The organism is Pseudomonas sp. Van50 (genome assembly GCF_055390755.1).
Genome location: NZ_AP024343.1, coordinates 4,151,247 through 4,169,517, shown reverse-complemented (window position 1 = coordinate 4,169,517; position 18,271 = coordinate 4,151,247). Strand labels below are relative to the sequence as shown.

The 18,271-nt window shown below is 64.1% G+C and carries 14 protein-coding genes and 1 pseudogene; 7 read left to right on the top strand and 8 right to left on the bottom strand.

Annotation, left to right across the window (positions count from 1 at the left end):
- Positions 1–81 precede the first annotated feature (81 nt).
- The 7 genes from ACZ5M5_RS17615 to ACZ5M5_RS17585 all read left to right on the top strand — a co-directional run bounded on the left by ACZ5M5_RS17615 (position 82) and on the right by ACZ5M5_RS17585 (position 6,473).
- Complete coding sequence (locus ACZ5M5_RS17615) at positions 82–1,404, top strand: MFS transporter (protein ID WP_464737699.1); 1,323 nt, start codon at positions 82–84, stop codon at positions 1,402–1,404.
- A gap of 150 nt (positions 1,405–1,554) precedes the next feature.
- Positions 1,555–2,547 (top strand): AraD1 family protein, encoded by a 993-nt coding sequence (gene araD1 / locus ACZ5M5_RS17610; protein WP_464737698.1) that lies wholly within the window; start codon positions 1,555–1,557, stop codon positions 2,545–2,547.
- 12 nt (positions 2,548–2,559) lie between these two features.
- On the top strand, positions 2,560–4,140 hold the full coding sequence (locus ACZ5M5_RS17605) for an aldehyde dehydrogenase (NADP(+)) (RefSeq protein ID WP_464737697.1): 1,581 nt from the start codon (positions 2,560–2,562) through the stop codon (positions 4,138–4,140).
- A 237-nt stretch (positions 4,141–4,377) separates the two neighbouring features.
- Positions 4,378–4,674, top strand: a complete 297-nt coding sequence (locus ACZ5M5_RS17600) for a DUF5629 family protein (RefSeq protein ID WP_060743193.1) — start codon at positions 4,378–4,380, stop codon at positions 4,672–4,674.
- Complete coding sequence (locus tag ACZ5M5_RS17595; RefSeq protein ID WP_464737696.1) at positions 4,661–5,836, top strand: lactonase family protein; 1,176 nt, start codon at positions 4,661–4,663, stop codon at positions 5,834–5,836. Before ACZ5M5_RS17600 ends, ACZ5M5_RS17595 begins: the two co-directional genes overlap by 14 nt.
- A 156-nt stretch (positions 5,837–5,992) precedes the next feature.
- Complete coding sequence (locus ACZ5M5_RS17590; protein ID WP_003202673.1) at positions 5,993–6,172, top strand: hypothetical protein; 180 nt, start codon at positions 5,993–5,995, stop codon at positions 6,170–6,172.
- A 175-nt stretch (positions 6,173–6,347) separates the two neighbouring features.
- Positions 6,348–6,473, top strand: coding sequence for a hypothetical protein (locus ACZ5M5_RS17585; RefSeq protein WP_256587218.1), 126 nt, complete (start codon positions 6,348–6,350; stop codon positions 6,471–6,473).
- Positions 6,474–6,621: 148 nt separating this feature from the next.
- Here ACZ5M5_RS17585 and ACZ5M5_RS17580 read toward each other — a convergent pair whose 3' ends face one another.
- The 8 genes and pseudogenes from ACZ5M5_RS17580 to ACZ5M5_RS17545 all read right to left on the bottom strand — a co-directional run bounded on the left by ACZ5M5_RS17580 (position 6,622) and on the right by ACZ5M5_RS17545 (position 18,268).
- Positions 6,622–7,224 (bottom strand): glutathione S-transferase, encoded by a 603-nt coding sequence (locus ACZ5M5_RS17580; protein WP_464737695.1) that lies wholly within the window; start codon positions 7,222–7,224, stop codon positions 6,622–6,624.
- The gene (locus ACZ5M5_RS17575; RefSeq protein ID WP_464737694.1) at positions 7,221–10,862 is read right to left on the bottom strand and encodes an AAA family ATPase; all 3,642 of its coding nucleotides are present in this window, start codon (positions 10,860–10,862) and stop codon (positions 7,221–7,223) included. Before ACZ5M5_RS17575 ends, ACZ5M5_RS17580 begins: the two co-directional genes overlap by 4 nt.
- A pseudogene (locus tag ACZ5M5_RS17570) lies at positions 10,859–12,102 on the bottom strand (exonuclease SbcCD subunit D C-terminal domain-containing protein). Before ACZ5M5_RS17570 ends, ACZ5M5_RS17575 begins: the two are co-directional and overlap by 4 nt.
- Positions 12,103–12,393: 291 nt before the next feature.
- Positions 12,394–14,031 (bottom strand): BatD family protein, encoded by a 1,638-nt coding sequence (locus tag ACZ5M5_RS17565; protein ID WP_060741997.1) that lies wholly within the window; start codon positions 14,029–14,031, stop codon positions 12,394–12,396.
- On the bottom strand, positions 14,028–15,764 hold the full coding sequence (locus ACZ5M5_RS17560; RefSeq protein WP_103309767.1) for a tetratricopeptide repeat protein: 1,737 nt from the start codon (positions 15,762–15,764) through the stop codon (positions 14,028–14,030). The genes ACZ5M5_RS17565 and ACZ5M5_RS17560 overlap by 4 nt, the downstream gene beginning before the upstream one ends.
- On the bottom strand, positions 15,761–16,840 hold the full coding sequence (locus tag ACZ5M5_RS17555; RefSeq protein ID WP_103309765.1) for a vWA domain-containing protein: 1,080 nt from the start codon (positions 16,838–16,840) through the stop codon (positions 15,761–15,763). The genes ACZ5M5_RS17560 and ACZ5M5_RS17555 overlap by 4 nt, the downstream gene beginning before the upstream one ends.
- The gene (locus tag ACZ5M5_RS17550; RefSeq protein ID WP_060742000.1) at positions 16,833–17,327 is read right to left on the bottom strand and encodes a DUF4381 domain-containing protein; all 495 of its coding nucleotides are present in this window, start codon (positions 17,325–17,327) and stop codon (positions 16,833–16,835) included. The genes ACZ5M5_RS17555 and ACZ5M5_RS17550 overlap by 8 nt, the downstream gene beginning before the upstream one ends.
- Positions 17,324–18,268: a DUF58 domain-containing protein gene (locus ACZ5M5_RS17545; RefSeq protein ID WP_060742001.1), complete on the bottom strand. Its 945-nt coding sequence runs from the start codon at positions 18,266–18,268 to the stop codon at positions 17,324–17,326. The genes ACZ5M5_RS17550 and ACZ5M5_RS17545 overlap by 4 nt, the downstream gene beginning before the upstream one ends.
- Between the last annotated feature and the right edge of the window lie 3 nt (positions 18,269–18,271).

Genomic DNA, 18,271 nt, shown 5'->3' with positions numbered 1-18,271 from the left:
CAACGGAGGGGTTGTCCTGGCGGTCATTCGCGAGAGAAATCCCCCGAGGTTCCATAACAACAACAATCGGAGACCGGTCCCATGAGCCAGGAATTGCGGCTTATTCGTTGCATTACGCTGAAACTGATTCCCTTCCTGATCCTGCTGTACCTGATCGCCTACGTGGACCGCTCCGCGGTGGGCTTCGCCAAGCTGCACATGGGCGCCGACATCGGTATTGGCGACGCCGCCTACGGCCTGGGTGCCGGGCTGTTTTTCATCGGTTACTTCCTGCTGGAGATCCCCAGCAACCTGATGCTGGAGCGCTTCGGTGCCCGGCGCTGGTTCGCCCGGATCATGATCACCTGGGGCGCCATCACCATTGGCATGGCGTTCGTGCAGGGGCCTCACAGCTTCTATGTGATGCGCTTTCTGCTGGGCGCGGCGGAAGCCGGGTTCTTCCCGGGCGTGCTGTACTACATCACCCAGTGGTTCCCGGTGCGCCATCGCGGCAAGATCCTGGGCCTGTTCATTCTTTCCCAGCCAATCGCCATGATGATCACCGGCCCGGTATCCGGCGGCTTGCTGGGCATGGACGGCATCCTCGGCCTGCACGGCTGGCAGTGGCTGTTCATCGTCATCGGCCTGCCGGCGGTGCTGTTGACCTGGCCGGTGCTGCGTTACCTGCCGGATGGGCCGCAACAAGTGAAATGGATGGACCAGGCCGAGAAGGACTGGCTGACCGGTGAGCTGAAAAAAGATTTGCAGGAATACGGCCAGACCCGCCACGGCAATCCGCTGCATGCCCTCAAGGACAAGCGTGTCTTGCTGCTGGCGCTGTTCTATCTGCCGGTGACCTTGAGCATCTACGGCTTGGGCCTGTGGCTGCCGACGCTGATCAAGCAGTTCGGTGGCAGCGACCTGGTGACTGGCTTTGTGTCGTCGGTGCCGTACATCTTCGGCATCGTTGGCCTGCTGATCATTCCCCGCAGCTCTGATCGCTTGAATGATCGTTACGGTCATCTGGCCGTGCTCTATGTATTGGGCGCCATCGGCCTGTTCCTCAGCGCCTGGTTGTCGGTGCCGGTGTTGCAACTGGCGGCGCTGTGCCTGGTGGCCTTCGCGCTGTTTTCCTGCACGGCGGTGTTCTGGACCTTGCCAGGGCGTTTCTTTGCCGGCGCCAGTGCGGCGGCGGGTATTGCGTTGATCAACTCGGTGGGCAACCTGGGCGGTTACATTGGTCCGTTCGTGATCGGTGCGCTGAAGGAGTACACCGGTAACCTGGCCTCGGGGCTGTATTTCCTGTCCGGTGTGATGGTGTTCGGCCTGGTGTTGACCGGCGTGGTCTATCGGTTGCTGGAACGCAAGCATGTGCTGCCGGCGGACCAGTTCGCCGCCAGCGCCCGCGGGGCGACGCGTACCTAGATCACTGCACTTAACTGTGGGAGCGAGCTTGCTCGCGATAGCAGTCTCACATTCACCGATGATGTCGACTGTCAGACCGCCATCGCGAGCAAGCTCGCTCCCACAAGGGGGCTGCACCGAATTCAAGTTTTGCTTACAAGGAGAAAAGTTATGCGTTTAGTTCAGTTCGAATTGAGTAACGGCGAACGCCGCGTCGGTGTGGTCGACGGCGATCAGGTGCGCGAAGTGCAGGGCGCCGGTAGCGTGCGCGAGCTGGCGCTGGCGGCCATCGAGGCGGGTGTGAAGCTTGAGCAGCAGGTCGACAGCCTGGGCCTGGGGGCGAGTCATGACTACGCCCGGTTGCTCGGTGAGCTGCGCATCCTGCCACCGCTGGACCACCCGGACCCGGCGCACCTGTTGGTCAGCGGTACCGGCCTGACCCACCTGGGCAGCGCGTCGGCCCGGGACAAGATGCACCAGCAGGCCGGCGACGAAGCGACCATGACCGACACCATGCGCATCTTCAAGTGGGGCGTGGAGGGCGGTAAACCTCAGGCCGGGCAGGCCGGCGTGCAACCGGAATGGTTCTACAAGGGCGACGGCAGCATCGTCGTTCGTCCGGGCCATCCGTTCCCGCTGCCACCCTTTGCCGAAGACGCCGGCGAAGAGCCGGAAATCAGCGGCCTGTATGTCATCGGCCATGACGGCAAGCCCTATCGCCTGGGCTTCGCCGTGGGCAACGAGTTTTCCGACCACGTCATGGAACGCAAGAATTACCTGTACCTGGCCCACTCGAAACTGCGCAGTTGCAGTTTTGGCCCGGAACTTCGCGTCGGTGAACTGCCTCAACATCTGTCCGGGACCAGTCGTATCCTGCGCAATGGCGAAGTGCTGTGGCAGAACGAGTTCCTCAGCGGCGAGGCGAACATGTGCCACAGCCTCGAGAACCTGGAGTTCCACCACTTCAAGTACAGTCAGTTCCTGCGCCCGGGGGACGTGCACGTTCACTTCTTCGGCACCGCGACCCTGTCGTTCGCCGACGGCATCCGCACCCAGCCAGGGGATGTGTTCGAAATCAGCCAGGCTGAATTCGGTGCGCCGCTGGTCAACGGCATTGCCCCGGTAGACGCGGTGTTCAACCCGGGTACTATCGGCACACTTTAAAGGAGACTTGCGATGAACCAGATCCTTGGCCACAACTACATCGGCGGCGCACGCAGCGCGGCCGGCCAGACTCGTCTGCAGAGCGCCGACGCCAGCACCGGCGAGGCTTTGCCCCATGATTTCATCCAGGCCACGGCCGAAGAAGTCGATGCTGCCGCCAAGGCCGCGGCTGCGGCTTATCCGGCCTACCGAAGCCTGAGCGCGGTGCGCCGGGCCGAGTTCCTCGAGGCCATTGCCGATGAACTGGACGCCTTGGGCGATGAATTCGTGGCCGTGGTCTGCCGTGAAACCGCGCTGCCGGCGGCACGGATCCAGGGCGAGCGCGGTCGCACCAGCGGCCAGATGCGCCTGTTCGCCAAGGTCTTGCGCCGAGGCGATTTCTACGGCGCGCGCATCGACCAGGCATTGCCTGAGCGCACGCCGCTACCGCGTCCGGACCTGCGCCAATACCGCATCGGCCTGGGGCCGGTGGCGGTGTTCGGCGCCAGTAACTTCCCCCTGGCGTTTTCCACCGCCGGCGGCGACACGGCGTCGGCCCTGGCGGCCGGTTGCCCAGTGGTGTTCAAGGCCCACAGCGGCCACATGGCGACCGCCGAGCACGTGGCCGATGCGATCATTCGCGCGGCGGAAAAAACCGCGATGCCGGCTGGCGTGTTCAACATGATCTACGGCGGTGGTGTCGGCGAATGGCTGGTCAAGCATCCGGCGATCCAGGCTGTGGGCTTCACCGGTTCTCTCAAGGGCGGGCGTGCCCTGTGCGACATGGCGGCCGCACGGCCGCAGCCGATTCCGGTGTTCGCGGAAATGTCGAGCATCAACCCGGTGATCGTGTTGCCGCAAGCGCTGGAAACCCGCGCCGAAAGCGTCGCTCGCGACTTGACCGCCTCGGTGGTGCAGGGCTGTGGTCAGTTCTGTACCAACCCGGGCCTGGTGATCGGCATTCGTTCGCCGCAATTCACCGCCTTCACCCAGCAAGTGGCCGCGCTGATTGGTGACCAGGCACCCCAGACCATGCTCAACGCCGGCACGCTGCAAAGCTACGGCAAGGGCCTGCAGAAATTGCTCGCTCACCCGGGTATCGAGCACCTGGCCGGGCGCGAGCAGCAGGGCAACCAGGCCCAGCCGCAGTTGTTCAAGGCCGATGCCAGCCTGCTGATCAACGGTGACGAGGCGCTGCAAGAAGAAGTGTTCGGCCCGACCACGGTGTTTGTCGAAGTCGCCGACCAGGCACAACTGACCGCCGCGCTGAACGGCCTGCACGGCCAACTGACCGCGACGATGATTGGCGAGCCGGCGGATTTCGAACGGTTCAGCGAATTGACACCGCTGCTGGAACAGAAGGTCGGCCGCATCCTGCTCAACGGTTATCCGACCGGGGTCGAGGTGTGTGATTCGATGGTGCACGGCGGGCCTTACCCGGCGACGTCCGATGCCCGGGGCACCTCGGTGGGCACATTGGCGATCGATCGCTTCCTGCGCCCGGTGTGCTTCCAGAACTATCCCGACAGTCTGCTGCCGGAACCGCTGAAGAACGCCAACCCGCTGGGGATCCTGCGGTTGGTGGATGGGGTGCCGGGGCGCGAGGCGCTCTGACGGCCGCGGTGGGGCAGTTGCATTGAGGTTTGATGGACTGCCGCCATCGCGAGCAAGCTCGCTCCCACACTGGATTTTTTGTGAACACAAGATCTGTATTCACTGAAATCCTAATGGTGGGAGCGAGCTTGCTCGCGATGGCGATCGCCCGGTCAACATCGCTTCTGAAGTGATGGCCCAAGGTCCACTCGCCCATTGGGTTATCATGGCCACTTTCCCAAAGACCGACTGATCACCATGACTGCCGTAACCGACCCCCTGCTGCTTGCCCTCGAATCCTGCGACATGCTGATTATCGATGGGCTGCACGCATTCAATTTTGAGCTCGACGATCAGGACCAACTGCACGTCGAGTGCATGAACGGCCGCACCCTCGAGCACTGGCGTTTCACGCCGGCGCAAATGCAGGCCGCGACGTTCGACAAGGCTTCGAATCACTGGATCATCACCAGTGATTCCGGTGACCACCGTCTGGAATGCGTGGACGCCACCAGCGGCCACGACGATGAGGACGACGAAGATGAAAATGCGTAGTTTCTGGCCGCTGTTGATGGCCGGCAGCCTGGGCGCCATGGGCGTCCAGGCGGACACCGAAGAGCGTCATCAACTGCTGGTGGGGTCTTATACCGCCGGGCAGAGCCAAGGCATCTATCGGTTGCAGTTTGACAGCCGTACCGGCCAGATCGACGCCAACCCCTTGCAAGTGATCAAGACGGACAACCCCTCGTGGCTGACTCTCTCGCCCGACCTGACCCGGCTGTTCGTGGTCAACGAAAACGGTCCGGGCCAGAAAGACCCGGTGGGCAAGGTCAGCAGCTACGCCATCGACCCGAAGACCCATGCCATCAGCCTGATCAACCAGGTGCAATCCCTGGGCAACGAGCCGACGCATTCCAGCCTCAGCGGCGATGGTCGGCACCTGCTGGTCAGCAACTATTCGGTCGTGGAAGACCCGGGCGGCACCTTGGCGGTGTTGCCGGTGGGCGCCGACGGCAAGCTGTCGCCGGTGGTGCAGTTGAGCAGCCATCAACCGAGCCGGGTCAACCCCGAGCGGCAGATGTCGGCCCATGTGCACGCGGCGGTCTCCTCGCCCGATGGCAAGTATGTGTTCGCCAACGACCTGGGGGCGGACAAGGTGTTCATCTACCGCTACGACCCCAAGGCCAATCCCGAGCTGCCGCTGACTGCCGCCGATCCGGCCTTCGTGCAATTGCCACCTGGCAGCGGACCGCGTCACCTGCTGTTCAGCGCTGACGGCAAGCACGCCTGGCTGACCATGGAAATGAGCGCGCAAGTGGCGGTGTTCGATTACCAGGACGGCCGCCTGACCCAGCGTCAACTGGTCGACCTGGCCGCCGGCAAACCCCAGCCGGGCAGGGCGGCGGCTGCGCTGCATGCTTCCAGGGACGGCAAGTTCCTCTACGTCAGTAACCGTGGCACCACCAATGAAGTGCTGGTGTTCGCCATTGACCCGGCTGCGGGTACGCTCAAAGAGCTGCAGCGGCGCTCGGTCGAAGGCGATCATCCGCGGGAGTTCAGCCTCGACCCGAGCGGGAAATTCCTGCTGATTGCCAATCAGAAGAGCAACCAGATCGTGGTGGTCGAGCGCGATCCGAAGAGCGGTCTGCTGGGTAAAACCGTGCAGAAAATGCCGATGGATGCGCCGAGCGACTTGAAGTTCATGCTGCGTCAATAGACCGCAGGCCTTGGTTTTCAAGGCCTGCGCCGTTGTATCAACGAGACTGATATTCGCTAGTATTGCAAAGCATTTCAAAGCGAGACGCCTCGGCGCGTAAGTTTGCTCCACGGCCCAACCGGGCAAGTCAGCCAACTGAATCCGAGGTCTACCGCCATGAATCTGAATCTCTTCTCCGTGATCGCCGCTTCCGCCATCTCTGCCACCGTAGCGCTGCCCGCCAGTGCCAGTGTCGAGATCAGCGACAAGAAAAACCGTACCCAGAGCTACACCGAGAAATACCTGCAACAAAGCGCCAACTTCTATGCGGCGCTGGACCACAAGACCCAACACTGAAATCTCGCGCAACGCCTGAAGCCTGCGATCTTTTCATCTTCACTGAACATTCAGGTGAAAGAGAAAAGATCGCAGGCTTCGCCGTTTCTGGAAAAATCCCGCTGTAATATCACTTGGCCATGTGTTTAAATTTGACGCTGACAAATTGACTCCTTCGCAGATAAGGATCGACACCATGGCGATGCGTCTGGCAGTGATGCTGCTGTTTCTCTACTCCACGCCGATTGTCTCGGCGGCCCAACCGGATGCCGGTGAGTTGGAAGTGGCACGTGAGCGCTTATTGAGTCTGCTGAGCGATTGATCGGACCAGGCCGGTTATTGATATTTTGTGGGAGCAAGGCTTGCCCGCGATGAAGGCGATGCGGTCCTTCAGAAATCGAGTCGCCTGTATCGCGGGCAAGCCTTGCTCCCACAGAAATCCCCTTGCCACAAGGGTTTTGTGCAGGGCGTTATTTGGCCATGATCGCCACGAACAGCTCGGACTCCAGGAACCTCTGCAACCAATCCTGTAGCCGGGGATAGGGCGCCTGGGCAAACCAGTCGCGGTCGACGTGGGCGAATTGCCGTATGAAGGGCATCACTGCCACGTCCGCCAGGCTCTGGTGCTCCGCTGCCAGAAACGGCCGGGTTGCAAGCAGTGCCTCCAGGCGACGCAGAAAGTCTTCGCCCTGGCTGCGGTAATGCTCCTTCGGGTACTCGGGGTAGCGCTCGGGGTACTTGTAGCGATTCAAGTGCAGCTTGAACACCTGATCGTTTTCCTCGATCAACGCCGCCGTCAACGCCTGGCCGTCGGCGTTGTCCCGTAGCCGCCAGTCTTGCGGGTCATGCTGGGCCAAGGCCCAGTTCATGATCTCCAGGCTTTCATCGATCACCCGGCCATCGACCTGCAGCACCGGCACCGTGCCTTTGCTGGAGAGGGCGAGCATCTCGGCGGGCTTGGCCTTCAGGCTGACTTCGACAATCGTCACCTCGACCGCGCTGTAGCGCAAGGCCATGCGCGCCCGCATCGCGTAGGGGCAGCGGCGGAAGGAATAGAGCGTGGCGCGGCTCATTTCACTTCCACCGTGCTCAACCCGTTGCCCTGACGACGGACCTGGATCTGCACCGGGATCCGCTCGTGCATTTCCTGCACGTGGGAGATCACCGCGACCTTGCGGCCTTGGGCCTGCAAGCCGTCGAGGGCGTCCATCGCCAGTTGCAGCGATTCGGGGTCGAGGCTGCCGAAGCCTTCGTCGATGAACAGCGATTCGATCTTCAATGTGCTGGACGCCATCGAGGCCAGGCCCAGGGCCAGGGCGAGGGAGACCAGGAAGGTTTCGCCGCCGGACAACGAATGCACCGAGCGCAGTTCATCCCCCATTTCCGTGTCCATCACCAGCAGACCGAGCATGCTGCCGCCACGCTTGAGCCGGTAGCGGCGCACCAGTTGTCGCAGTTGGGCATTGGCGTGATGCACCAGCAAGTCGAGGTTGTAGGCCTGGGCCAGTTTGCGGAAGCGGTCGCCGGTAGCCGAGCCGATCAGCGCATCGAGGCGTGCCCAGCGCTGGTATTCGGCGTAGGCCTGTTCGATCTGCTGGGCCAGGGCCTGGTTGGCGTTCTGTCGGCGCTGGTCCTCGGCCTGTTCGGCACGCAGTTCGGCGCAACGCTGTTCGCTGACGGCGAATTGAGTTTGCAGTTCGGCGAGGGCTTCGGCGAGTTGTTCGGGCGCCAGGTTGCCGTTGTGCTGGGCCTGGTGGTTGTGCAGGCGCTGCTCGCGTTCGGTGAGCAATACGCTGGCCTGTTCGATGGCTTTTTCGCTGTTGAGCAAGCGCTGGCGCAACTGGCCGACGTGTTGCTCGTCCAGGCCGAGCAGGGCTTCAAGGGCGGCATCGTCCAGTTCAGGATGGCCGGTGCGCCACTGCGCGATACCCGTGGTCAACGCCTGAAGTTCGTGGTCCAGGGATTGCGCCTGCTCCTGGCGGGCCTTGAGTTCGGCGGCCAGTTGCACAAGGCTGTTGCGCACTTGCTGCAACTGCTGATTGGCCGTCGCCTCGGCCTCCCGGGTCTGTTCCAGGCGCTGGTCGAGTTGTTGTTGCCATTGTTCGGCGCTGAGGTGTTCGCCGAGCAGTTGCGCGAGTTTCTCCTGGCAGGCCTGCCGTTGCTCGCTCAGGGCGCTGAATTGCAGGCGGGCCGCTTCCAGTTGCTGGACGCGGGTCTGCTGGCGGTCCTGCTCTTTCTCCAGGGTCTGCTGGCGCTGGCGTTGTTCGTCCAGTTCGTCGCGCTGCTGTTCCAGTTGCTCCAGGCGTTGGGCAATCTGCTGGTCGAGCTGCAGGAAGGTCGCGGCGGGTTCGCTGCGCAAGGCCTGCAAGGTGTCCGCCGGCAGCAGGGCGCTGAAGTGGTTCAGTTCCTCGTCCAGGCGCTGGCGGTCGCGGGCCAGTGCTTGCTGCTGGTTGCCCAGGTGGTGTGACGCCTGCTGGCTGGCCGTTTCGGCCTCGCGCAGGCGCTGGCCCATGCGTGCGGCGTCCTGTTGCAGGGTCAGCAGGGCGGCTTGGCGTTGTTCGTCCTGGCTGATACGCAGGTGCAATTGGCTGTTCTGTTGGGCCAGCCAGGCGTCGCGCTTGCTCGCATCCTGGGCCAGCAGTTGCGCCGACAACGGGTGGGCTTCCAGGCTGGGCGCCAGGCTCTGTTGCTGGCTGGCGAGCTGTTCCTGTTGTTGTTTGAGTTCCTTGAGCTGGGCAATGACCCCGCTGTATTGCGCCCGCAGGTCGATGACTTTTTCATTGAGTCGCTCGACGGCTTTGCGGGCGTTGGCCTCTTCGGCTTCATCGAAGCGTCCGAGGTTTTCCAACAGGGCTTCGGGCTGATGATAAGGATGCTCGACGCTGCCACACACCGGACAGGGCTTCTCGTCCTGCAACTGTGCGCGCAGTTGTTCGACGCTTTCGCTGCGGGCCAGGCGCTGGCGTTCCAGCAGTTCGCGGGTCACGGTCAGGGTCTGTTCGGCGATGGTCAGTTCGGCCTTGGCTTCTCCGCCCTCACGCACCAGGCGGTCACGTTCCTGCAACGCCTGTTGTTGGCGTTGCTCGAGCTCGGCACCCCGTTTGTCCAGTTCTAGCTGACTGGCCCACAGCCGGGTCAGGTCTTCGAAGGCGCGCAGTTGCTTGCGGTTGTCTTGCAGCAGGGTGCCGAGCAATTGGATCTGTTCGGCCACGGCCTCCGGCTCGGCGCCGGCTTCCTTGTACAGCACCTCAAGGTCTTGTCGGCGGCTGGCCAGTTCCTCGGCGGCACGGGCGGCGCCTTGCTCCAGCATGGAGAGTTCGGCCTGGCCCTGGTTCAGGCGATTGCCGATCAGCATCAGTTGTTGGAGGCGATCGCGATAGGCGTTCCAGGCGTCGCTCAGCGGTGCCAGGTGCGTACTTTGTTCAAGCTCGCCGGCGATTCGCTGCAAGCGCTCGGCCACCTGTTTCTGTTGTTCGAGCAAGGTGTCGATGGCGCGCTGGCCTTCGGTGCAGGCCTGTTGCGCCTGGTCCTGATGCCCGGCGGCCTGGCTGGCGTCCCTGACGAGACGGGCGAGGGTGCTTTGCTCCTCGAAAGCCTGGCGTAATAACGGCGCACTGTCGCTGCTTTGTTGCCGGGCCGCGACCAATGCCAGTTGCGTGACGCCCAGGCCTTTTTCCAGTTCGGCTTGCTGCTGGTGCAGGTCGATTTGCTGCTGGGTGAGCTGCTGGATCTGCGCGGCCAAGGGCTCGAGCTGTCGGCTCAGTTCCGCCTGGCGGATGAACTGATGGCGTTGGGGCGCCAACTGTTCCAGGCGGGTCAGTTTCAGGCGTTCGTCGGCCAGGGCGTGCCAATCGGCCTGGGCCTGTTGCAACTGTTCGGCGGCGCTGGCGTGTTCATCCTGCAATTGGCGCAGGTCGCGCAGCCAGGTGTGTTGTTGCTCCAGTTGCTTGAGTTGCGCCTGTTGGGCCTTGAGTTGTTGCTGGGCGTCGTTGAAGCGCTGGTCGAGCTCGGCCCGGGCTTCGGGGGCCAGCGGGGTGACACCGGTGGCCTGGTCCTGCAGCTGTTTGTGGTTTTCCTTGGCTTGCTTGGCCTTGTCGAAGGCGCGACGACCGAGGCGGGTATACAGGGCGGTGTCGGTGAGTTTTTCCAGCAGTTCGCTGCGGTCGTTGTCATCGGCCTTGAGGAACGCGCTGAACTCGCTCTGGGCCAGCAACACGGCGCGGGTGAACTGCTCGAAGTTCAGGCCAAGGGCGGCTTCGAGCTGGGTCTTGTATTCGCCTTTCTGGCTCGCCAGCAGTTGATCGTTGTCCAGGTCCCGCAGGCTCTGGCGGCTGGCTTGTAATTTGCCGCCGGCCTTTTCCCGGGCGCGATTGGCTTCCCAGCGGGCCCGGTAGCGGCGCCCGTCGAGGCCGCGAAAATCCACTTCGGCAAAACCATCGCCGGTGCCACGGCGCAACAGTGTGCGCGGATCGCCCGTGGCAATCTCGCCATCGACGTCCGGCACCTTGGCATCGCGACCGGTGTTGTTGAGGCGCGGCACAGCGCCGAACAGCGCCAGGCACAAGGCGTCGAGCAGCGTACTCTTGCCGGCCCCGGTGGGACCGGTAATGGCGAACAGGCCGGCGCTGGCCAAGGGTTCGGCGGTGAAATCGATTTCAAACGGCCCGGCCAGGGACGCCAGGTTCTTCAGGCGGATCGCGAGGATCTTCATGGTTGCTCGCTCTCCATCTGCACGTCTTGCAACAGCACGGCAAAGTCCTTGAGGGTCTGTTCATCCACTTCGTTGCCATAGGTGTCCTGCCAGGCGCGGCTGAACAGTTCCTGCGGGCTGAGTTGATCCAGTTCCACCAGCGCGTTGCCGTCATCGGCACTGCCGGTGCCACCGTTGCCGGCGTACTCGGCGGCGATCCGCACCAGGCGCACGGCCTTGCCTTGCAGTGCGGTTTCAACCTGGTGGCGCAGGTCCGGCTGCGGTTCGTCGAGGCGCACCCGCACTTCCAGCCAGGGTTGGCGTTGGACGTCGGCCAGCAGGTCGATGTCGGGCAGCTCCTTGAGTTGCCCAAGGATATCGGCCAGGGGGCCGGGCCCAGGCGTTGCAGGTTGACAGCCCGGGGAATCAGGCGCGGTTCGACCTTGACCAGGGTTTCGCCGTCCAGGGTGATGTCGAGAATCTGATGCTGGTAGCCAATTTCCGAGAATGACAGCGGGATCGGCGAGCCGCTGTAGCGGATGCGCTCTTCGCCGTTGACCTTCTGCGGTTTGTGCAAGTGGCCGAGGGCGACGTAGCTGATGCTCGGGCCGAACAGGCTGGCGGGCAGGGCCTCGGCGTTGCCGATGATCAGGCTGCGCTCGGAGTCCTCGGACACCGAACCGCCGGCCATGTGCGCATGACTGATGGCAATCAGCGCCTGGCCTTTCTTGCGCTTGCTGTTGGCCGCGGCGATCAGCCACTCATGCACCTGGCCGATACCCCGCAGGTAGTCGTCGCCCAGTTGCGCGCCGGTGACTTCGGCGGGACGCAGGAACGGCAGGGCCAGGCACCACGCCTTGACCTTGCCCTTGGCATCGGGCAATGGCAACAACAGGCGCTCGACGTCCAGTTGGCCGTCGTCCAGCCACAACACCCGGCCCAGGGCGTGGGTGCGCAAGCGTCGCATCAGCGGCGCAGGCAGTTCGATTCGCGAGCCGGAGTCGTGGTTGCCGGCGATCATCACGATGGTCAGGTTGGCGTTTTGCTCATGAGCGCTGACGATGAAGTCGTAGAGCCGCTCCTGGGCTTTGACCGGCGGGTTGACGGTGTCGAAGATGTCGCCGGCGATCAGCAGCACGTCGGGTTTTTCGTGGGTCAGCTGGCGCAGCAGCCAGTCGAGGAAGCAGGCGTGTTCGAAATCGCGTTCCTGACCGTGCAGGTTTTGCCCCAGGTGCCAGTCGGAGGTGTGAAACAGACGCAAGGCAAACTCCAGAAAACAGATGATGGCCGCGGGGAAGAGAAGGGCGGCTAAAAGAAGGAGAGTTTACTGGGAAACGGGGGGGAGGACTTGTTCAACTTCATGGGATCTATTTGAACACGCCCCTGTGGCGAGGGAGCTTGCTCCCGCTGGGCTGCGCAGCGGCCCCTTTTTGCGATTGCTGCGCAATCGAGCGGGAGCAAGCTCCCTCGCCACAAAAGCCACAAAAGCCACAAAAGCCACAAAAGCTGCAAAAGCTGCAAAAGCTGCAAAAGCTGCAAGACAAGGCGTGGGTTATTTGGGGTAAAGCGGTGGCAATCCCGAATCACCGGCCGCATCCAGCGCCCCTTCGGTGGGCGGGATGGTGCGGATCGCGCGCCACAGGTCTTCGCCTTGCCAATGCTGGCCGGTCTCGCTGTAGAGCGCGCCGTTGAGGCCGTCCAGGGCGTCGGACAGCGGCACGAAACGCGCCGCCATGTCGGCCAGGGTTTCCGGTTGCTGGCGGGCCCAGGCGTCCAGGGCCTGGCGGGTGGCGTGGGGGTCGTTGGCCAGGCAGGTGCGCTTGAGGTCGTCCAGCAGGGTGCGCGGGCTCGGTCCGGCCTGGGTCGAGCGCAGGATGGCCGGCTGCCAGCGGGCGCGCCACCACAAGCCAAAGCCGAGCAGCGTCGTGCAGGCCAGGATCAGGCTGCTCAGTTGCCAATACCACAGGGTCTCGCTGTCGACCGTCGTCACGATCTGCGCCGTGCCGGCGGGCGTATCCACCATCAGGCTCGGATTGTTCGCCACCTGCAGGGTCCGCGCCGGGAGGCTGGTGCGGTCCAGGTGATCTTCCAGGGTGTTCCACCAGACCACCTCCACCGGTGGCAGCTCGATGGTGCCGCTGCGGTTGGGCACCAGCGCCTCGCGGTCTTCGCGGCTGCCCACCAGCCCGCGTTCACTGCTGCGGCTGCTGAGTACTGGCTGGTCCGGATAACGTCGCAGGCCGTTGATCTCGGTGGCCGGCAGCGGTGGTAATTGGGCGCTGGCCAGGCCTTCGGCTTCCAGGGTCAGGCTGCGGGTCAAGGAGTCGCCCACCTGGCTGTGGGTCGGTTCCGGGCTCCAACTCTCGCTCAAGGACAGGCTGCGTGCCGGCAACCAAGGCACGTCGGCCGGGTAGCTGGCGGGCTTGGGCTTGACGCTCAGTTGCAGGAGCTCGGAGCTTACCCGCATCAATTGGCCGGGCTTGGGGCCCGAAGGGGCTGCGTCCTGGGCCACCGGTTCGACCAGGGTGGCGCTGAAGGTCTGGGCCGGGATCGTCAGCTCACCGCTACGTTGCGGGTAGATGCCATAACGCAGCTCGATCACGCCGTGGCGCACATCGTTGATGACCTTTTCATAGGTGCGCGATTCGCCCAGTTGTTCGGTGCGGGCATCGGGGATGTGCAGTGGCGTCAGGCTGCTGTCGTCGTACAGCGACACCGAATGGTAGATGCGCAATGTCAGGATTGCCTGGGCCTGCACATACACCTGGGTCTGGTCGAGGCTGGCCTCGATGAACACCGGTGCCAGGGTCCCGGACGCATTGCGGGTTTCGCTTTCGATGACTTGCAAGGTGATCGGCTGGCTGGTCACTTCACCCAGTTGCAGCGGGGGAATGATCACGGTGCCGCTCTGGCGCGGCAGCAGGGTGACGATCCAGCGGGTGGTGGCGCGGTTCTCGCCGTCGAGGGTCGTCAACTGGTTGACCTGACGGGTGCCGCGCACATCGAACAAGGCCTGGAGCGGGCCCAGGTCGGGTTTGCCGAACAGCGTGGCGTCGTTGGATTCCAGGGTCAGCTCCACCGTTTCCCCTGAGTTCAGGCGGCTGCGGTCCACACTGGCCGTCAGCTGTGCAGCCTGGGTTCCAGAGGCCCAGAGCAGCAAGACGAGGAGGTAGGCGGTGAAGCGGGTCATGGGGTTTTTCCCTGGGCCTGATGGCTTTGCTGTTCATACCAGAATTTACGCCTGAGCAGCTCGCCGGGATTGTCCGGGATCTGGCGCAGCCATTGTTCCATGGCCTGGCGTTGTTCTTCTTCATTGCGCTGGCCGGCGGCGGGACGCAGCGGCGGCGTGGTGGTCTGCTCGTCGGGCAGCTCGCTGCCCGGCACATCCTGGGCGGTGGGCGCTTGCGCGGTCCGTGGCGGCTGGGATTCGTCCGGTGTCGCGGTGGCCTCGGTGGAGGGTTGGCCCTCTTCTGAAGATTGACTGGTCGAAGTGCTATCCGGCGTTTGCTCGCCCTGGCCCGGTTCCTCGCGTTCGGCGGGCTTGGGCTCTGGTGTCGGTGGTGCCTGTTCGTTCAACAGGCTCTGCACCAGGGCCTTGTTGGTCTGGGCCGGGCGCAGGTCGGGTTGCAATTCCAGGGCTTGTTCATAGGCGTCCAGTGCGGCTTCCAGCTCACCGCTGCGAGCCAGGGCGTTGCCGCGATTGTAGTGGGCACGGGCGTCGTTGCCTTCGGCGAAGCGCCGGGCGGCTTCGCTGTATTGGCCGGCTTCGTACAGGGCGACGCCTTGCCATTGGCTGTCTTCGAAGTGGGCGGCGGCTTCGGCGGGGCGCTTTTGCTTGAGCAAGTGCTGGCCCTGCTGGTCGGGGCGCAACCACAGGTCCTGGAATTCGAAAGCGTGGCCGGTTTGCGGCAACATGAACAGCAGCGGCAGGCAGAACAGCCAGCCTCGACGCCCGGCGCAAGCGGCCAGCAGCAACAAGGGCAGGAGCAGCCAATAACCCTGGTCGGCCCAGGTGTCCAGGCGCAATGTCTGGCCGTCGCTGCGCAGATGGCGAGGACCGTCCAGCAGACCCAGGCCGCGCAGGTCGCTGTCGTCCAGCCGCGCCGGTCGGTAGCGGCCGTCCAGCTCGTTGGCGAAGGCCTTGAGGCCCGGGCTGTCCAGGCGCGGTACCAGGATCGAACCCTGGGCATCCTTGAGGTAGCTGCCATCTTCCTGGGCCACCGGTGCGCCTTCGCGGGTACCGATGCCCAGCATCAGCCATTGTGTGGCGGAACCGTCCAGGACCTGGCGGATGCCTTCACGTTCCTGCTCGTTCAACGACGAACCGATCAGCAGGATCCGACCGTGGCCGAGTTCACCCTGGTCCAGCAGGGCCATGGCTTTATGAACAGCCAGGTCGGCGCGATGGCCGCTTTGGGGCATGATCGACGGCGCGAGGGCTTCGAGCAGGTTGGTGCTGGTGGCCAGATCGTCGGACAGCGGCACCAGCGTGTGGGCGCTGCCGGCATAGACGATGATCGCGGTCTGGGCATCGCTACGGTTCTGCAACAGGTCCAGCACCTTGCGCCGGGCCTGTTCCAGGCGCGTGGGCGGGACATCGGTGGCGAGCATTTCCGGGGTCAGTTCCAGTATCACTATCAGCGGATCGGCGGGTTTCTGGCTGGTCTGTTCGACCCGCGCCCAGCTTGGCCCCAGCAACGCCAGCACGATCAACAGCCAGCCCAGGCCCAGGGCAATCCACGGCAGCCGGCTTTCCCGACCACTGCCGCCACTGAGCAGTACCGCATGAAAGGCCGGCGGCAGGATCATCTGCCAGCGGCCCACCCGTTTCTGCCGGTGCCACAGTTGCCAAAGCAACCAGCCCAGCAACGGCAGCAGCAACACGAACCAGGGGCGCAGCCAGTGCGGCCAGAGGGCGATCATCGACGCCTCCGCAAGCGCAGGCGCTTGAGCCGCTGGCGCCACTCGGTGTGTTGGGACGGTTGGAACAGCGGCTGGTTGAACAGACGTTGCAGTGGATTGTCCGGCCAGCGCGCCCGGGCCACCAGCAATATGCTCAACAGCAGCGCAGCGGCCAGGGGCCAGTGATACAGCGCCAGGGCAGGGCGTGCCTGGGTCGGTTGCTGGGTCACCGGTTCGAGCTGGTCGAGGGTGGTCTTGATCGCCAGCAATTGCTCGCCATCCTGGGCGCGAAAATAGCGACCGCCCGTGACCTGGGCAATGTCCTTGAGGGTCGGCTCGTCGAGGTCCAGGCTCGGGTTGACGCCGAGGAAGCCCGCCGTGCCACTTTGTTCCGGGTCGGCACCAATGCCGATCGGATAGATTTTCACGCCTTCGTCGGCGGCCAACCGCGCGGCGGTCAGCGGGTCTATTTCGCCGCCGTTGTTGGCGCCGTCGGTGACCAGGATCAGTACGCGACTGTGGGCCGGACGCTGGCGCAGGCGCTTGAGGGCCAGGCCGATGGCGTCGCCGATGGCGGTATTCTTGCCGGCGATGCCGATGCGCGCCTCGTCGAGCCAACGACGCACGGTGCGGCGGTCGAAGGTCAGCGGTGCCTGCAAGTAGGCCTGGCTGCCGAACAGGATCAGGCCGACCCGGTCTCCTTCGCGGCCTTCGAGAAAATCCCCGAGCATGTGCTGGACCAGCGCGAGGCGACTGACGTCTTCGTCCTTCCACTGCATGTCGGGAAAGTCCATGGAGCCCGAGACGTCCACCGCCACCAGCAGGTCGCGACCGCTGGCGGCAATGGGCAGCGGTTCCCCCAGCCACTGCGGTCGTGCAGCGGCGATCAGCAACAGCAGCCAGATCAGGATAAAGGGCGCCTGTTGCCGCCAGGTCGGCAGATTGGCCCGGGCCCGACGGCCCACCAGGCCTTCCAGGTCGCCGAGGAAGCTGACCTTGAGCGCCGGCTCGCCGCTGTCGGCCGCCGGCAGCACCAGGCGCATCAGCCAGGGCAGCGGCAACAGGGCGAACACCCACGGCCAGGCGAATTCAAACATGTTTGCGAATCCAGATTTCGACCGCCTGGGTCAGGCCGGCGATGGCTTTGTCATCGAGCTTGCATTCGGGCTTGTAGGCGCCTTCCACCAGCACCATCCAGCGCGTCAAGCCAGCGGCCGGGCAACGGTTGTCCAGGAAGGCCAGCCATTTGCGCCCGTTGAGGGTGTGGCTCTGGCTGTAGGGGTAGTGGTTGCGACACAGGCGCTTGAGCAGCCCGTTGAGTTGCTGCAACCAGGCACCGGCTGGCGCGCCGTCGTAGGGCTTGGGCAGCCGGGCGAGTTCGGCCAGGGCGGCCAGGCGCACCGGGTCCAGGGGTTGCTCGCTGCGGTCGGCGGTACGCTTGGCGGGAATGAACCGGCGCAATTGCCACAGCCCCAGGCCCAGCAACGGCAACATCAGCAGTAGCAACCACCAGCCCGGTGCGGGCGGCCAGAAGCCAATGGGCGGTGGCGCCATCAGCGGCTGCAATTGATCGAGGCTGCTCATCGGCTTTTCCCGGCCCGCTTGGGGTTCAGGTATTCGCGTAGCTGCTCGACCATGTCGCCCTGGGTACTCAGGGGCATCATCAGGATTCGCAGCTTTTGCGCCAGCAATTCCCAACGCGCCTGGCGTGCCTCGGCCTGGGCGCGATAGGCCTGGCGCAGTTCGAAATTCAGGGTGTCGAGCTCCAACTGCGCGCCACGCTGGGCGAAGCGCAGCAAACCGGCGGCGGGCAAGGCGTGATCCAGCGGGTCCGACAGCGGCAGCAGCAACAGGTCGCAATGACGCGACAGCAGGCTCAGTTGTTGTTCGGCGCTGTCGGACAACGCACGCTCGTCGCAAATCACGATCACCAGGCTGCCGGGCCGCAGCACTTCCCGGGCCCGACGCAGGGCGATGCCGAACGAGTCCCGGTCCGGCTCGCCCTCGGTGTGCAGTGACTGATTGACCCGCACCAGCCGGTTGAGCAATTGCAACAGGCTCTGTTTGCTGCGCCGTGGCTTGACTTCGTAATGGGTGTTGTTACCGAACACCAGGCCGCCGACCCGGTCGTTGTGCCCCAGCGCGGCCCAGCCGATCAGGCTGGCGGCCTGGGCGGCGAGTACCGACTTGAACATCAGCCCCGAGCCGAAGAACAGCCGGTGGCTTTGCTCGATCATGATGAAGATCGGCCGTTCCCGCTCTTCGTGGAACAGCTTGGTGTGGGGCTCCTGGGTCCGGGCGGTGACGCGCCAGTCAATGGTGCGCACGTCGTCGCCGGCCTGGTAGACCCGCACCTGGTCGAAATCCACCCCGCGCCCGCGCAGCTTGGAGTGGTGCAGGCCGATCAGCGGGCTGCGCTGGCCCGGTGTCGAGAACAGTTGCACCTCGCGCACGCGATGGCGCATCTCGATCAGCTCCGACAGGCTGACGCGGATACCCGGTGCGGGCGCCAGGGGGTTATTCATGAC

What these genes read in the sequence shown, in the direction of transcription:
- ACZ5M5_RS17615 (WP_464737699.1), top strand. Translation starts at nt 82, where the DNA reads ATGAGCCAGGAATTGCGGCTTATTCGTTGCATTACGCTGAAACTGATT.
- araD1 (WP_464737698.1), top strand. Translation starts at nt 1,555, where the DNA reads ATGCGTTTAGTTCAGTTCGAATTGAGTAACGGCGAACGCCGCGTCGGT.
- ACZ5M5_RS17605 (WP_464737697.1), top strand. Translation starts at nt 2,560, where the DNA reads ATGAACCAGATCCTTGGCCACAACTACATCGGCGGCGCACGCAGCGCG.
- ACZ5M5_RS17600 (WP_060743193.1), top strand. Translation starts at nt 4,378, where the DNA reads ATGACTGCCGTAACCGACCCCCTGCTGCTTGCCCTCGAATCCTGCGAC.
- ACZ5M5_RS17595 (WP_464737696.1), top strand. Translation starts at nt 4,661, where the DNA reads ATGAAAATGCGTAGTTTCTGGCCGCTGTTGATGGCCGGCAGCCTGGGC.
- ACZ5M5_RS17590 (WP_003202673.1), top strand. Translation starts at nt 5,993, where the DNA reads ATGAATCTGAATCTCTTCTCCGTGATCGCCGCTTCCGCCATCTCTGCC.
- ACZ5M5_RS17585 (WP_256587218.1), top strand. Translation starts at nt 6,348, where the DNA reads ATGGCGATGCGTCTGGCAGTGATGCTGCTGTTTCTCTACTCCACGCCG.
- ACZ5M5_RS17580 (WP_464737695.1), bottom strand. Translation starts at nt 7,224, where the DNA reads ATGAGCCGCGCCACGCTCTATTCCTTCCGCCGCTGCCCCTACGCGATG.
- ACZ5M5_RS17575 (WP_464737694.1), bottom strand. Translation starts at nt 10,862, where the DNA reads ATGAAGATCCTCGCGATCCGCCTGAAGAACCTGGCGTCCCTGGCCGGG.
- ACZ5M5_RS17565 (WP_060741997.1), bottom strand. Translation starts at nt 14,031, where the DNA reads ATGACCCGCTTCACCGCCTACCTCCTCGTCTTGCTGCTCTGGGCCTCT.
- ACZ5M5_RS17560 (WP_103309767.1), bottom strand. Translation starts at nt 15,764, where the DNA reads ATGATCGCCCTCTGGCCGCACTGGCTGCGCCCCTGGTTCGTGTTGCTG.
- ACZ5M5_RS17555 (WP_103309765.1), bottom strand. Translation starts at nt 16,840, where the DNA reads ATGTTTGAATTCGCCTGGCCGTGGGTGTTCGCCCTGTTGCCGCTGCCC.
- ACZ5M5_RS17550 (WP_060742000.1), bottom strand. Translation starts at nt 17,327, where the DNA reads ATGAGCAGCCTCGATCAATTGCAGCCGCTGATGGCGCCACCGCCCATT.
- ACZ5M5_RS17545 (WP_060742001.1), bottom strand. Translation starts at nt 18,268, where the DNA reads ATGAATAACCCCCTGGCGCCCGCACCGGGTATCCGCGTCAGCCTGTCG.